At 36.3% G+C, this 14,220-nt stretch carries 12 protein-coding genes and 1 riboswitch; of the genes, 8 read left to right on the top strand and 4 right to left on the bottom strand.

The features are described from left to right. Positions 1 to 66 precede the first annotated feature (66 nt). Positions 67 to 420, top strand: a complete 354-nt coding sequence (locus EZM65_RS06110; RefSeq protein ID WP_136667672.1) for a hypothetical protein — start codon at positions 67 to 69, stop codon at positions 418 to 420. Here EZM65_RS06110 and EZM65_RS06105 read toward each other — a convergent pair. Next, a complete protein-coding gene (locus EZM65_RS06105) occupies positions 412 to 1,689 on the bottom strand; it encodes a hypothetical protein (RefSeq protein ID WP_136667671.1) in 1,278 nt (425 codons plus the stop codon). The genes EZM65_RS06110 and EZM65_RS06105 overlap by 9 nt on opposite strands. Before the next feature lie 187 nt (positions 1,690 to 1,876). Between EZM65_RS06105 and EZM65_RS06100 the strand changes: the two genes are divergently transcribed. Beyond that, positions 1,877 to 3,118, top strand: coding sequence for an MFS transporter (locus EZM65_RS06100; RefSeq protein WP_136667670.1), 1,242 nt, complete (start codon positions 1,877 to 1,879; stop codon positions 3,116 to 3,118). A gap of 2 nt (positions 3,119 to 3,120) precedes the next feature. Then, a complete protein-coding gene (locus EZM65_RS06095) occupies positions 3,121 to 4,002 on the top strand; it encodes a hypothetical protein (RefSeq protein ID WP_136667669.1) in 882 nt (293 codons plus the stop codon). Between the two features lie 2 nt (positions 4,003 to 4,004). On the opposite strand, the gene EZM65_RS06090 is transcribed toward EZM65_RS06095, so the two are convergent. Then, on the bottom strand, positions 4,005 to 4,544 hold the full coding sequence (locus tag EZM65_RS06090) for a hypothetical protein (protein WP_169051650.1): 540 nt from the start codon (positions 4,542 to 4,544) through the stop codon (positions 4,005 to 4,007). Between the two features lie 119 nt (positions 4,545 to 4,663). On the opposite strand from EZM65_RS06090, the gene EZM65_RS06085 reads away from it, so the two are divergent. Both EZM65_RS06085 and odhB read left to right on the top strand, forming a co-directional pair. Next, positions 4,664 to 7,429, top strand: coding sequence for a 2-oxoglutarate dehydrogenase E1 component (locus EZM65_RS06085; protein ID WP_136667668.1), 2,766 nt, complete (start codon positions 4,664 to 4,666; stop codon positions 7,427 to 7,429). Positions 7,430 to 7,483: 54 nt separating this feature from the next. Beyond that, positions 7,484 to 8,719: a 2-oxoglutarate dehydrogenase complex dihydrolipoyllysine-residue succinyltransferase gene (odhB, locus tag EZM65_RS06080; RefSeq protein ID WP_136667667.1), complete on the top strand. Its 1,236-nt coding sequence runs from the start codon at positions 7,484 to 7,486 to the stop codon at positions 8,717 to 8,719. A 150-nt stretch (positions 8,720 to 8,869) separates the two neighbouring features. Here the strand turns inward: odhB and EZM65_RS06075 are convergent, their stop codons facing one another. Further along, positions 8,870 to 9,745 (bottom strand): AraC family transcriptional regulator, encoded by an 876-nt coding sequence (locus EZM65_RS06075; RefSeq protein ID WP_169051649.1) that lies wholly within the window; start codon positions 9,743 to 9,745, stop codon positions 8,870 to 8,872. A 100-nt stretch (positions 9,746 to 9,845) separates the two neighbouring features. Between EZM65_RS06075 and EZM65_RS06070 the strand changes: the two genes are divergently transcribed. Together EZM65_RS06070 and EZM65_RS06065 are read left to right on the top strand one after the other, a co-directional pair. After that, entirely contained in the window at positions 9,846 to 10,205 is a 360-nt protein-coding gene (locus tag EZM65_RS06070) for a DUF983 domain-containing protein (protein WP_136667665.1), read from the top strand. A 72-nt stretch (positions 10,206 to 10,277) separates the two neighbouring features. Next, the gene (locus EZM65_RS06065) at positions 10,278 to 11,495 is read left to right on the top strand and encodes a TCR/Tet family MFS transporter (protein WP_136667664.1); all 1,218 of its coding nucleotides are present in this window, start codon (positions 10,278 to 10,280) and stop codon (positions 11,493 to 11,495) included. 32 nt (positions 11,496 to 11,527) lie between these two features. Here the strand turns inward: EZM65_RS06065 and EZM65_RS06060 are convergent, their stop codons facing one another. Continuing rightward, a complete protein-coding gene (locus EZM65_RS06060) occupies positions 11,528 to 13,168 on the bottom strand; it encodes a T9SS type A sorting domain-containing protein (protein ID WP_169051648.1) in 1,641 nt (546 codons plus the stop codon). A gap of 87 nt (positions 13,169 to 13,255) precedes the next feature. Here EZM65_RS06060 and EZM65_RS06055 point away from each other — a divergent pair, with 87 nt between their 5' ends. Continuing rightward, entirely contained in the window at positions 13,256 to 14,008 is a 753-nt protein-coding gene (locus EZM65_RS06055; RefSeq protein WP_136667662.1) for a UDP-2,3-diacylglucosamine diphosphatase, read from the top strand. Between the two features lie 112 nt (positions 14,009 to 14,120). Then, positions 14,121 to 14,214: riboswitch (TPP riboswitch) on the top strand. The last annotated feature ends 6 nt before the right edge of the window (positions 14,215 to 14,220 follow it).

Below are 14,220 nucleotides of genomic sequence, written 5' to 3'. Positions count from 1 at the left end.
GGCAATTAAAATAGTTCAAAACTGCTTCAAAAGTAATTGTTATAAAATTGATTATTGAAATTGAAAATGTATATAGCTCCTAAAAATACCGATTTGTTACTTTCTGAAGCTCAGAAAGAAGCTTTGTACATAAAACTTATTGAACAACTCAATAAGGATTTTACATTTGCCAATGAGAGCATAGACATCCCTGTTACTACATTGCCCATTGATTTAAAAATACAGCTGCACGAGAAAATTTACAGGCTGATCCAGCATAAATTTGCCGAATATCTGAACTTGCTTTATATTATTGATGTTTCTGAAAATGAAGTAAAAAAGCTCGACGGTTCGGACCTTATTGAGCTCGCCGAGCAGGTTACTTTCTTAATCCTTAAGCGCGAGTGGCAAAAAGTATGGTTTAGAAATAAATTAATTTAACCTTACATTGCTCACAAATGACTGTCCCTGAGATTTTAGCCGCAAATCCGGGATCTTTTTAAAATCAACTGAAAAGAAAATTTCATGAACAGTTTTTTTCGCTGTTTCGAAACGGCTTTCAGCAGTAAAATAATTCACATTAACTGACTTGGTAAGCTCTTTGTCTTCTGACACAAGAATATTATTGCAGCTGTTAAAATAAATGTTGTTGAATTTGATATTTGATACAGCATAATTTTTAAAATTTATCTTTCTGGAAAAAATATATCCTGATTCAAATCCCGAAAAAACACTGTTTACTGTTTCAACTTTACTTATATTATCTATATAGGAAATAGCATCAGTAAATCCTGTTTCCTTTTCATTTTCCCTTATTGCAGTAATTTTCGAAAGCCTCACACTTGTTGATGCTTTTGTCAAATCAGAACTTGCCATATCTTCATAGGTCGTCACTTCAAACACCCTCGGGTTTTCAGAATTTGTAGTAAACGGACTTCTAACCGCTATACAATTCTGCAGGTTTGCCTGTACTCCTTCTGTAAAATTGAAATCATCATCTGCCGGTTTAAACGAAATTAAATTTTCGGCTGATAAATTTCCTCCATAGAACTTGTAGGAATCATCTCTGGAAAAACTTACCTGAATATTATTTAAAATTGTTTTTCTGCCAACTCCTGCCAAAGACAACGCACTGAGACTTTTATTGTGCTTTCCTTTTTTTCCGGCAAATTCGATTCTGACATACTTTAAAATACCCGAGTCACTGTCATGATTTGTACCTCCGTACAAGTTGTATTTCGATTCGAAACTTGTATCAAAAATACCTGTAAACTTATTCCCCGGCGCGTCTCCCATAATTACTATTCCTCCCCAGTCACCTGGTCTTCTTTCCTCCTCACCTTTGCTTGATGTAAAAACAATAGGATCAGTTTCTTCGCCAAGGGCAATTATCTTACTGCCTTTTGTAATGATTAAAGTTCCTGTAGTTTCAAAGTCTCCGCGTATCATTGTACCGGGTTCAATATATAGAATAGTATTGTTTGCTACATAAACATCTCCCATCAGCAAATAAACTTTGCCTCTTTTCAAATATTTTGTCCCGGTAATTACCCCATTGAGGATTTCAGTAGGACTGCTATACTCTGTAGATTTACATTTGAAGTTGGTCCAGTTAACGAGCCAGTTTTTTTCTCCGTCCACTCCCTTCTCATACTGAGAAAAAACTGAATTGCACAAGAGCATTCCAGCCAGTAAAAAGTTCTGTTTCATAGTTTTATAGTTTAGTGGTTTTAGTTTTAAAGGAAAAGTCTTATTAAAATTAAACTCTTTAAATTGAATTGTTTTACGGTTTTCATGTATATTTTGTTAATTTTTTTAACATTTAAAATTGTAAAAGATTAAAAGTCTCATTTCTTTTTATAGATTTGTCTTAGATTATTCCCCAAGTCTAATCCAAATGAAAACTTACATTAAGGCCTATCTAAATAATTTCAGAGGATTTTCCAGAGAAATTTGGATTATAACTCTTATCACCTACATTAATCGTGCAGGCGCTATGGTTATGCCTTTTCTGACAAAATATCTTCACGAAAGCTATTCGTTCAGTCTGCAGGAAGTCGGCTGGCTTTTAAGCGCTATAGGTCTTGGATCGCTGGCAGGAAACTGGATTGGCGGAAGACTTACGGATAAAATAGGTTTTTACACTGTCATACTATCCAGTTTGTTTTTAGTCGGTTTTGGATTCATATCCTTAATGTTCCTGTATGATTTTACAGAGATATGGATTGGACTTTTTATAATTACTGCCATTGCAGATATGTACAAACCTGCCATGTATGTTGCCATAGGATGTTTCAGTAATTGGTCCAACAGAACAAGAGCACTTACCCTTGTGCGGTTAGCATCAAATTTAGGTATTGTTTCGGGCCCGGTAATGGGAGGAATGATGGTTTCCGGCAAAAATTACGACAACTTATTCTGGCTGGACGGAATAACATGTATACTTGCCGTAATTATGTTCATATTTTTAATAGACGAAACAAAAATTGACATCTTCAAAAACAAAATTGAAAAACTGAAAGAAGAAGTTGCCGAAGTAAATCATTCGGTTTTTAAGGATACAAATTTTTTAATTTTCTTATTTGGAAGTTTTGTAACCGCTTTATTGTTTTTCCAATTATTCACCACGCTCCCTTTGTATAATTCCTCAAAATTTAATCTTGATGAATTTGAAGTAGGTTTACTGTTATCACTCAACGGATTGATTATTTTCTTTTTTGAGATGCCTATTATAGGTTTTCTGGAAAACCAGAAATACAGAAACACCAAGATTTTTCAGGCAGGTGCGGTTTTTATGGCTTCCGGTTTTTTCTTTTTAACATTGGCAAATTGGATTTTAATATTAATTATAAGCATTATTTTGATTACATTAGGGCAAATTTTCATTTTCTCTTTTGCGAATACCTTTGCTTTATCAAGGGCAAAAATTGGTTTTGAAGGAAGATACATGGCTTTTTACTCAATGAGTTTCAGTGTAGCGCAGGTTTTAAGCCCTAAGCTAAGCTTTACGATAATTGAAAATTACAGTTTCCTTTTTAATTGGATTATTATGGGTGCAATAGGCATATTTGGAATTTTATTTTATTTAATTTTAGAAATAAATTTACATTCTGAAAAAGAAGTGATTGCAGGTCAGTAAAAATGGAAAAACAGCCTAAAGTATACAGCAATAGTTTTAAGATAGTCATTACACTTCTTTCCTTTTTACTACTGGGAAGTTTTTTTTACATCTACAAAATGTCTTCCCATACAAAAGATGTGATTCTCGATCTTAGAAGTGAAAAAGCAACTCTTACTTATAATCTCGAAAAATTAAAATTATCTCTTGACAGTGCAGTTAACGATAAAGGTCATCTAAATTCCGAATTACTTAAAGAAAAGAAAAAGGTTGACGAATTGCTTGTACAGCTTAAAAAAGGAAATCTAAGCAAGGAACAGATAAAAAACTTCAAAGCAAATTCTCAAAATCTGGAAGCAAGAATCAACGGCTTGATGAGTGAAATTGATGATTATAAAAAGAAAATAGAAGACACTAATTCAGAACTGACTCAATCTAAAGCATCTAATGACACTTTAAACAGCAGAAATAAAAATTTATCAGAGAAATTACAAGAAGCCTCTGAAAAGATATCCAAAGCTTCTAAGTTGACATATTACAGTTTTGAAACAAAAACATTCAAAAAAAGAAGATCAGGTGAACTGACTGCTACCGAAAAAGCCAGCAGAATTGATATATTAAAAATCAGTTTCATAATAGGCGAAAATGAATTAGCCGGCACACAGATAAAAAAGTTTTATATTCAAATTACAGATTCCAAAAACAATATCATAGGAAACAACGAAACTACATCTTTGGGTGAAAAAGTATTGGATTATTCAGCCATCATCACAACAAAATACAACAAAAAAACGACCCGTATTGAAAAAGAAATACCTGTACAAGATTTGGAGTCAGGAAATTACTCAGTCAATGTTTTTGACGGCGAAAGCTTAATACTCAAAACAAATCTGGTACTTAGGTAAATTTAAAACATCACTCTCACAAAAGGAATCCAGGCATCAGCATAAATCCTGTCATTCTCATTATACAATACATTATATCTAAGTCCTACAGTAAAATTATTAGCTCTGTATCCGGCACCCAAAAACAAAGCTGTATTCCAAAAATTATCTGAACCGTAACCTAAATTACTGTCAACTTTAACATTTACCCTTAACTGCTCGATTTCCGCAGAAAGCTGGATGTATTCAATTGGATTATACAAACCTATGGCACTTCCGCCATAAATCCATGAATTGTATTCCCCGCTGTCCTCAATATAACTCCCTGTAACCCCAATTCCCAGTGCCGTACTGGAATTAAAATTATAATACATCGCGGGCGAAACAGAAACAGAAGTGAAACCGCTCCCTAAATTCAAACCTAATCCTCCGCCAAAACGCACTTTTTCCCAAAACTCCCCCTTAGATTTTGGAATACTGTCATTTTGAGCCTGAGAAATTGAAGAAACTAAAAAAAATCCTAAAAAAAACAGTGATTTTATTAAGTAACTATTTTTTTTCATATTGATTTTAAAGAATTAAAAATTAATCACATAAATGTACTATTTTATAGGTTACTTTCGGGTAAAAGTTTATACTTTTGCAATAATTTTTTAACCATAAATCTTCCTCACATAATATTATGGATAGGTTTTCCTTTTTAAACGCAGCACACACGGCTTTCTTTGCCGATTTATACGACCAATATTTAGTAAATCCAGACAGTGTCGAACCAAGTTGGAGATCATTTTTCCAGGGTTTTGACTTCGCCAATGAATTTGGAGCCAGCCCTGTTGAAGGCTTGGCTTTATCAGCAAATGGACAGGATTGTTCGGTTGTTACTGACAAACTTCAAAAAGAATTCAATGTTCTTAAGCTAATTGATGCTTACAGAACCCGTGGGCACTTGTTTACCAAAACAAACCCAGTTCGTGAAAGAAGATCATATTCACCAGATTTAAAAATTGAAAACTTCGGTCTTTCAAATGCCGATTTAGATATTGTTTTTGATGCCGCTAAAGTGGTAAACTTAAACCCTTCTTCATTACGTGACATTATCAAACATTTAGATAATGTTTACTGTCAACATATTGGAGTTGAGTACATGTATATTCGCGATCCTAAAGTAATCGACTGGATTCAGCGCCGATTAGACATCAACGATAATTTACCTAATTTCAATTCAGACCAAAAGAAACGCATCCTTAAAAAATTAAACGAGGCGGTTTCTTTCGAAAACTTCCTTCATACTAAATATGTAGGTCAGAAACGTTTCTCGTTAGAAGGTATCGAATCAGCAATTCCTGCATTGGACTTCTTAATTGAAGCTGCTGCTGATAAAGGCGTAGAACAATTCGTGATGGGTATGGCACACCGTGGCCGTTTGAATGTATTGGCTAACGTTTTTGGAAAACCAACACAGGATATTTTCTCTGAATTTGACGGAAAAGATTATGACGATGATGCTTTGTTTGACGGTGACGTAAAATACCACTTAGGTCTTACAGCCGACAGACAAACACAAAACGGAAAAAAAATCAACATCAACTTAGCTCCTAATCCTTCACATCTTGAAACTGTTGGTGCAGTTATCGAAGGTATTGCAAGAGCTAAACAAGATAAATATTACCCGGAAGATTTCTCTAAAGTTTTACCTATCGCCGTTCATGGTGATGCTGCGGTAGCAGGTCAAGGTATTGTTTACGAAATTATCCAAATGGCAAAACTGGACGGCTATAAAACTAATGGTACTATCCACGTTGTGTTTAACAATCAGGTTGGTTTTACCACTAACTATTTAGATGCACGCTCTTCTACATACTGTACTGATATTGCTAAAGTAACTTTATCACCTGTACTTCACGTAAATGCTGATGACGCTGAAGCTGTAGTACACGCCATGTTATTTGCTTTGGAATACCGCATGGAATTCAAACAGGACGTGTTTATCGATTTATTAGGATATAGAAAATACGGTCATAACGAAGGTGACGAACCTCGTTTTACACAACCTAAATTATACAAAACCATTTCCAAACATAAAAACCCAAGAGACCTATATGCTGAACAATTAAAAGCAGAAGGAGCTATTGACGGAAATTATGTTAAAGGTTTAGAAGACGAATACAAAGCTTCATTGGAAGAAAATCTGGAAAACTCCCGTAAAAAAGACTTAACGGTAATTTCTCCGTTTATGCAGGACGAGTGGAAAGGTTTCGAACAAGTAGAAGCTGAAGGCATGCTTCAAAAATACGAAACAAAAGTAAGCAAAGAGATTATTGATGCTGTAGCAAAAACAGTAACTGAATTACCTTCTGACAAAAAATTCATCAGCAAAATAACTAAGCTAATCGGTGACCGTAAAACTATGGTTGAAACGGATAAGTTAGACTGGGCAATGGGTGAAATGCTGGCTTACGGTTCATTATTGACAGAAGGTTACGATGTTCGTATCTCAGGTCAGGACGTTGAACGTGGTACTTTCTCACACCGTCACGCTGTAGTTAAGGTTGAAGATTCTGAAGAAGAAGTAATCTTATTGAATCATGTTCCAAACAAAAAAGGAAATTTCTCAGTATACAACTCACACCTTTCAGAATATGGTGTTTTAGGATTCGAATACGGTTACGCTTTGGCCAATCCGAATGCTTTAACCATCTGGGAAGCACAGTTTGGTGATTTCTCTAATGGTGCGCAAATTATGATTGACCAATACATTTCGGCTGCGGAAGACAAATGGAACAATCAGAACGGTTTAGTAATGCTATTGCCTCACGGATACGAAAACCAGGGAGCTGAGCACTCTTCGGCACGTATGGAACGTTACCTACAGTTATGTGCCAATCACAACATGTATGTTGCCGATTGTACAACACCAGCTAACTTCTTCCATTTATTAAGAAGACAAATGGTTACCAAATTCCGTAAACCATTAGTAGTTATGACTCCTAAAAGTTTATTGCGTCATCCTGAAGCGGTTTCTGCATTAAGCGAATTCACTGAGGGTCAGTTCCAGGAAGTAATTGACGATGCAAACGTAAATCCTTCAGATGTTAAAACATTGGTTTTCTGTACAGGTAAATTCTACTACGACTTAAAAGCAGAAAGAGAAGCAAACGGAAGAAAAGATGTGGCTTTTGTAAGATTGGAGCAATTATTCCCGTTACCGGTTGAGCAGATGAAAGCTATCATTGCCAAATATCCAAATGCAGACGATTACGTTTGGGCACAGGAAGAACCAAGAAACATGGGAGCTTACGGTTATATGCTTATGTATTTTAACGAAGTTAAATTCAGAGTAGCATCACCTAAAGCATACAGTGCTCCTGCAGCCGGTAGTTACGTACGTTCTAAAAAACGTCATGCAGCAGCTATTGCTATGGTTTTTGACAAAACCTTATTTCAATAAAAATTGTATTTTTGATAAACTGATATATAACAACACTTTATAAAATTATAACCGATGATTTTAGAAATGAAAGTCCCTTCACCGGGAGAATCGATCAAGGAAGTAGAAATTGCAACTTGGTTAGTAAAAGATGGAGATTATGTAGAAAAAGACCAGGCAATTGCAGAAGTTGATTCAGATAAAGCAACATTGGAATTACCGGCTGAAATGAGCGGGATCATTACGCTTAAAGCAGAAGAAGGTGACACAGTGGCTGTTGGTGCTGTAGTATGTTTAATCGACACCGATGCTGCAAAACCTGCTTCGACAGGCGATGCCCCTGCTGCAGAAGCTCCTAAAGCAGATGCTTCGGCAAGCCCGGCAACCACAAAGACTGAAGCTCCTAAAGCAGCTCCGGCTCCGGAAGCAACTTACGCTACAGGTTCAGCTTCACCGGCTGCTAAAAAAATATTAGCTGAGAAAAATATAGATCCTGCTACAGTTGCTGGAACAGGAAAAGCAGGAAGAATCACTACTGAAGATGCTGCAAACGCAGTACCTTCTATGGGAACTCCAACTGGTGGTTCAAGAGGTTCTGAAAAAACAAAATTATCAATGTTGCGTCGTAAAGTAGCAGAGCGTTTAGTGGCTGCTAAAAACGAAACGGCAATGTTAACTACTTTCAACGAAGTAGACATGAGCGCTATCTATGCGTTACGTGATCAATATAAAGAAGAATTCAAAGCAAAACACCAAATGGGATTAGGCTTTATGTCATTCTTCACTAAAGCTGTTACACGTGCTTTACAATTGTATCCGGATGTAAACTCTATGATTGACGGTCAGGAGAAAGTTTCTTACGATTTCTGTGATATCTCTGTAGCGGTTTCAGGACCAAAAGGATTAATGGTTCCGGTAATGCGTAACGCTGAATTATTGTCATTCCGTGGTGTGGAAGCTGAAATCAAACGTTTGGCTTTACGTGCGCGTGACGGACAAATCACTGTGGATGAAATGACAGGTGGTACATTCACAATCTCTAATGGTGGTGTATTCGGATCAATGTTATCAACTCCTATCATCAATCCTCCACAATCTGGTATCTTAGGAATGCACAATGTGGTAGACAGAGCAATCGTTAAAAACGGACAAATCGTTATTGCTCCGGTAATGTTTGTAGCATTATCTTACGACCACAGAATTATCGACGGACGTGAGTCAGTTGGATTCTTAGTAGCAGTAAAAGAAGCTTTGGAAAATCCAACAGAACTTTTAATGGGTGGTAATCCAAGAAAAGCATTGGAATTATAGCTTCGACAAGCTCAGCTACCAGTTCGACAAGCTCAGCTACCAGTTCGACAAGCTCAGCTACCATTTCAAAATGGTTTCGCCTAACATAAAAATCATAAATCCCAAACCGGTCACTGAGGCTCCCGAAGTGACGTTTGGGATTTGCTATTTCTAACGGTAACGATATAAAAACTCCGAAGGCGTTTCACCGCACTTTTTCTTAAACAGTCTTGAAAAATAAGCATAATCCGCATAGCCTAAATCGGAAGCAATTTCACTGAAAGTGAATTTCTGACTAATCAATTCGCGTTTTGCCTCAAGGAAAACTCTTTCCAAAATAATATCTGTGGTGGTTTTGTTGACCATGTTTTGTGTGATACGGTTCAGATGCTTCGGTGAAATATGCAGCCAATCGGCATACTGTGACGCAGCTTTCTCAGTTTTATAATTTGCTTCCACCAAGCGTTCAAACTGCTGAAACTTCTCCGAATAAGTATTTAGCTTCACCATCTCTAATTCCTCATCGCCCATGTACAAACGGGTAGCCTCAATATAAATCAATTCGGCAAGGGCAATGATTTTAGGAATTTTAAATATCTGAACAGAAGTATTTTCGCTTAAAATCTCTTGGAACAATCTACTAAAATACCCTATACTCTCTTTCTCCAAATACAATACGGGTAAATTTTGGATACTATGAAAAAAAGGGTAATGGTTAATTTTTTCCTTAACAAAATGCAAATCATAAAAAGATTGGGAATGAAAGACAATAAATCCGCGAGTATCATCCGAAAGCTCCCAGTGGTGCATCTGCCCCGGATTTAAAAAGAAAAGACTCCCTGGTTTCACCTCATATTTCACAAAATCTATTTCATGCACTCCGTTTCCGTGGGTAAAAAGTACAGTCAGATAAAAATTGTGTTTGTGTGGTTTATGAATATTACGGTGTGCTGTAATAAGATGATTTTCAATTGTATTGACATGAAACCCTTCAATCCTGTTGCCGGTTCCAAATTGCCCGATATTCAGTACGGCGAATTTTTTCATGATTCCACTTCTTTGGTTATGTCCTAAAAGTACAAATAATAGCGTGAATTGACAATAGTCACAATCCATAATCACTTTAACTTTACATAAAAAATAAGTCATGTCAACTTTCTTAAATATCGTAAACGAAAAATGTCCAAAATGTCATCAGGGACAGGTATTTGCCAAAAAGGGAAACATCTTTCTTTTCGAATTACCCAAGATGCATACGAATTGTTCGCACTGTAACCACAAGTTTGAAAAAGAACCGGGCTATTTCTTCGGATCTATGTTTGTGAGCTACGCACTTTTAGTAGCCGAAATGGTAGTCCTATTTCTGATTGCCTATCAATTCATAGATAGCTTCCTGACTATTGTAGGGTTAATCGCAGCAATGGCGGTTCTATGGAGCACTTTTAACTTCAGGTTGTCACGTATGATTTGGATTTATATGCTTGACGGACCAAAGAGACAGCTTTAAAATAGTATAAAACAAAGTAAAATCTTGTTCTGCATTAAAAAACAGGACAGGATTTTTTGTTTATTTGTGTTTATGAAAAAAAGTCAGAAACAAGCTGCCATCGGTTTTATATTCATCACTCTGTTAATTGATGTTATCGGTTTAGGAATCATTATTCCTGTTGTTCCCAAATTAATTCAGGAACTTATTCACGGAGATGTCAGCGAGGCAGCAAAATATGGCGGGTGGCTGACATTCGCCTATGCTATAACTCAATTTCTTTTTTCGCCATTGGTTGGAAATTTGAGTGACAAATACGGCAGAAGACCTGTTTTGTTACTTTCTCTTTTTGGATTCAGCTTGGATTATTTATTACTGGCATTTGCACCTACAATTACCTGGCTTTTCATTGGCCGCATTATTGCCGGAATTACCGGAGCGAGTATCACAACAGCTTCGGCTTATATTGCAGACATCAGCACCGATGAAAACAGGACCAAAAATTTCGGAATGATTGGTGCCGCATTCGGTCTTGGATTTATTATCGGACCTGTACTGGGAGGATTGCTAGGTCAATATGGCGCAAGAATACCTTTTTACGCAGCAGCAGTATTATGCTTATTAAACTTTTTATATGGTTATTTTATTCTCCCCGAATCATTAATCAAAAAAAACCGCAGAGAATTTAACATCAAACGCGCCAATCCCATAGGTTCATTCATCAGTTTAAAAAAATACCCGCGTTTAATAGGATTGGTTTCAGCTGTTTTCTTACTGCATACAGCATCACATGCCGTACAAAGCAACTGGAGCTACTTTACCATGTACCAATTTAAATGGGACGAGACCATGGTAGGGATCTCATTGGGAGTTGTGGGTATATTGGTAGCCTTGGTACAAGGCGGCTTAATCCGCTGGATAAATCCAAGACTAGGTAACGTTAAAAGCATTTATGTCGGTATGGCCTTATATACTTTTGGTATGTTTTTATTTGGTTTTGCCACCCAAAGCTGGATGATGTTTGCCTTTTTAATCCCGTATTGTTTAGGTGGTATTGCAGGTCCGGCATTACAGGCAGTCATAGCTTCACAGGTACCGGCAAATGAACAAGGCGAGATACAAGGCACGCTGACCAGTTTAATAAGTGTGTCTGCCATTATTGGACCTCCTGTAATGTCAACTGTTTTTTATTATTTCACGCACAATGAAGCACCATTCAAATTTGCCGGGGCTCCGTTTATCCTGGGTGGTACCGGTATGTTATTAAGCACTGTTATTGCCTATGCATCTTTAAAGAAACATCATGCATAAAAAAAGTCCCAATCTATACTGGGACTTTTTGTTTACTCTTTTATAAACTTGATAGTTTTTTGCGTGTCTTGTGATTCTAATTTCACAAAATAAACGCCTTTATCCAATGTGCTTAAATTAATCTCAAAATTAGTTTTATCAACAGATTGTGACAGCACTTCGGAACCTAGATAATTAAATATTACCGCTTTTTTTATTACTGCAGTATTATTTACAGTCAAAATCTCTTTTACTGGAACAGGATATACTTTTAGATTTTGAAATGTAAAACCATCATTAGATAACGCACCAACATTAACTGTAATCCCAGTTTTTTCACTCTCGACACCATTAACAGTTTGTGATACATAATAGGTTGTCCCATCTACCAAAACAGTAGATAAAGGCAACTCTGAAGAAGCTCTTTTATATCCGGATTGTGTTGCATACCATTTTATATTTTGCCCTGTAACCTGAATATCAGCCAATGTTGCTCCTTGTGGAAACGTTTGTGTTGGATTATCAATTACAGGGGTAATAGGATTTAAAACTTGATTAGTAGTATTTAAACAGCCATTACTGTCTCTAGTATAAATATTGTAACTTCCCGGCGGTAATCCTGTAAAAACATTTTGACTGCTAAAAAGAATATTGTCCATGGAATATTGATATGGCGGCATTCCGCCTGATGCATTTACAGTTATTACACCACTATTATTAGTATTAACAGGAAGAGTTATTAAAGAATTAACAATCAGCTGTGTTGGATTATTCACAGCAAAAGTACCTGAACGAATACATCCGTCATCGGTTCTCGTTTCCCATGTATACGTTTCACCAGGATTTAAATTACTGAATACATAATTAGTCAAATCTGTAGGTCCTGCCGATCCAACTATAGGAGATGCTATTGTAGCACCTTGATGCAAAATAAAATAATATTGACCAGAAACTCCGGTAACACCTAAGCTAACTTCACCAAATTCACCATAACACAATGGTTGAGTTACCTGAGCTGTCACAGTTATATCTTGAATTTGTATCTCTATATTAGACACACTAAATACACAACCACCACTAAATGCTGTTGGACGCGCTTGAACTGTATAGTTACCGGCAGTATTTATAGAATCAAATATATTACTTGATTGCCATGGAAAAACAACTGTTGGCCCATTTAACAATTGGAATTGGTAACCACTATTAGGAACATTATCCACAGTAATTGCACCAGGATTACCACAAATAATGTTTTTAGCAATAACTTGAGGATTAAGTAAACTTTGGTAAACGTTAAAATAAAAAGTTGAATAAGATCCTCCAGCGAAAGTGAATACCACTCTGTATTTACCGGCTTGTGCTACTGTATAATTTGAACCCGTTCCAACTAAATTAGTCCAACAAGAATCGGTTGTTATTGGACAGCTGTTAAGCGGATAAGCCCCGCATGAACCTTCGTTATATAAAAACCACTGAACACTTACAGCATCTGATATATTCGTTTGCAACAGTTGCGTATCTGTTGAGCCACATAAGAAAATATAAGGAAGTCTTTCACCGTTATCCGGACAAATTACAGGCGTAGAACTTTCATCATAAGGAATGATTGGATTCGTTAAAGCCTTAGCGGTAAGCATCTGAGAAAAAGCACAACCACTCAAAAACAAAACAAAACAGAAAAATAACTTTTTCATCATAAGACTTTTTTTACAAATATAGAATTATTTCAGACAAACAGTAAAAAACAAAATTGTTATTATCTTTGAACTCAAATAGAGATTATGATGTCTTCCTCTCCACTAAAAATATACTTCGCCAGTGACCAGCATTTAGGAGCACCCACACCCGAAGCCAGTTTTCCCCGTGAACAAAAATTTGTAGCGTGGCTTGATGAAGTAAAACAAGATGCTGAGGCTATTTTTTTGTTAGGTGACTTATTCGACTTTTGGTTTGAATATAAAACAGTTGTACCAAAAGGATTTGTACGTGTTTTGGGTAAATTAGCCGAAATCCGTGACAGTGGCATCCCTGTTTATTTTTTTGTCGGCAATCACGATTTATGGATGGATGATTATTTTCAAACAGAACTGAATATTCCGGTTTATCATACCACAAAAGAATTTACTTTCAACAATAAAACTTTCCTAATAGGTCATGGTGATGGTTTAGGCCCCGGAGACAAAGGCTACAAACGCATGAAAAAAGTGTTTACCAATCCGTTTTCAAAATGGTTATTCCGTTGGTTACACCCTGATATCGGGGTTAAACTGGCACAATATCTTTCGGTAAAAAACAAACTGATTTCCGGCGACGAAGATGTAAAATTCCTGGGGGAAGAAAATGAATGGCTGGTACAATATGCCAAATTAAAACTGGAATCGAGGCACTACGACTATTTTGTGTTTGGACACCGTCATTTGCCGATGGAAATTCAATTGAATGAAAATTCCAAATACATCAATTTAGGCGATTGGATAGGTTACTTCACCTATGGCGTTTTTGACGGGACTACTTTTGAATTGAAAAAATTTTAATACAGCTTTAAGCAATAGGCAATAAGCATTATGCTAAAAACTTAAAACCAGATCATTATTAGCTTATAGCTTACAGCCTATTGCTTAAGAATTAACTTTTAACTACCTTTGTGCCGTCTCAAAGGGGTGCTCTAAACAACGGGCTGAGATTATACCCAATGAACCTGGGCGGGTAATGCTGCCAAGGGATTTTGTAATGCAGTAACTATTGC

This window comes from Flavobacterium sp. H122 (assembly GCF_004959765.1).
In the GTDB taxonomy this organism is placed as follows: Bacteria; Bacteroidota; Bacteroidia; order Flavobacteriales; family Flavobacteriaceae; genus Flavobacterium.
Note: the sequence above shows the minus strand (reverse complement) of the source record. Positions and strands in the feature narration are given on the sequence as shown.

What these genes read in the sequence shown, in the direction of transcription:
- EZM65_RS06110 (WP_136667672.1), top strand. Translation starts at nt 67, where the DNA reads ATGTATATAGCTCCTAAAAATACCGATTTGTTACTTTCTGAAGCTCAG.
- EZM65_RS06105 (WP_136667671.1), bottom strand. Translation starts at nt 1,689, where the DNA reads ATGAAACAGAACTTTTTACTGGCTGGAATGCTCTTGTGCAATTCAGTT.
- EZM65_RS06100 (WP_136667670.1), top strand. Translation starts at nt 1,877, where the DNA reads ATGAAAACTTACATTAAGGCCTATCTAAATAATTTCAGAGGATTTTCC.
- EZM65_RS06095 (WP_136667669.1), top strand. Translation starts at nt 3,121, where the DNA reads ATGGAAAAACAGCCTAAAGTATACAGCAATAGTTTTAAGATAGTCATT.
- EZM65_RS06090 (WP_169051650.1), bottom strand. Translation starts at nt 4,544, where the DNA reads ATGAAAAAAAATAGTTACTTAATAAAATCACTGTTTTTTTTAGGATTT.
- EZM65_RS06085 (WP_136667668.1), top strand. Translation starts at nt 4,664, where the DNA reads ATGGATAGGTTTTCCTTTTTAAACGCAGCACACACGGCTTTCTTTGCC.
- odhB (WP_136667667.1), top strand. Translation starts at nt 7,484, where the DNA reads ATGATTTTAGAAATGAAAGTCCCTTCACCGGGAGAATCGATCAAGGAA.
- EZM65_RS06075 (WP_169051649.1), bottom strand. Translation starts at nt 9,745, where the DNA reads ATGAAAAAATTCGCCGTACTGAATATCGGGCAATTTGGAACCGGCAAC.
- EZM65_RS06070 (WP_136667665.1), top strand. Translation starts at nt 9,846, where the DNA reads ATGTCAACTTTCTTAAATATCGTAAACGAAAAATGTCCAAAATGTCAT.
- EZM65_RS06065 (WP_136667664.1), top strand. Translation starts at nt 10,278, where the DNA reads ATGAAAAAAAGTCAGAAACAAGCTGCCATCGGTTTTATATTCATCACT.
- EZM65_RS06060 (WP_169051648.1), bottom strand. Translation starts at nt 13,168, where the DNA reads ATGAAAAAGTTATTTTTCTGTTTTGTTTTGTTTTTGAGTGGTTGTGCT.
- EZM65_RS06055 (WP_136667662.1), top strand. Translation starts at nt 13,256, where the DNA reads ATGATGTCTTCCTCTCCACTAAAAATATACTTCGCCAGTGACCAGCAT.